Below are 271 nucleotides of genomic sequence, written 5' to 3'. Positions count from 1 at the left end.
GAGCTTGGTGCGGGCAGCAACCTGCAGGACAACGTGGTGGTGCACACCGACGAAGGCGCGCCTGCAATCATCGGCGATAACGTCGGTGTGGGTCACCTCGCCCTCATCCACGGCGCAACCGTGGGGGATGGAAGCCTGATCGGGATGGGGGCGAAGTTGCTCAGCCATTCCGTGGTCGGCGCTGGCGCCTTCGTCGCCGCAGGCGGGCTGCTATTGGAAGGGCAGCGCATCGACGACCGTCATCTCGCCGCGGGTGTTCCGGCCAAGGACC

At 66.8% G+C, this 271-nt stretch carries 1 protein-coding gene; it reads left to right on the top strand.

Annotated elements, in window-relative coordinates:
• Positions 1-271: gamma carbonic anhydrase family protein (locus tag SB658_RS24110; protein WP_410602875.1), on the top strand; the 271-nt coding region annotated here is incomplete at both ends.

The organism is Bacillus sp. SIMBA_008, assembly GCF_046535495.1.
Taxonomy (GTDB): Bacteria; Bacillota; Bacilli; order Bacillales; family Bacillaceae; genus Bacillus; species Bacillus subtilis.
Note: the sequence above shows the minus strand (reverse complement) of the source record. Positions and strands in the feature narration are given on the sequence as shown.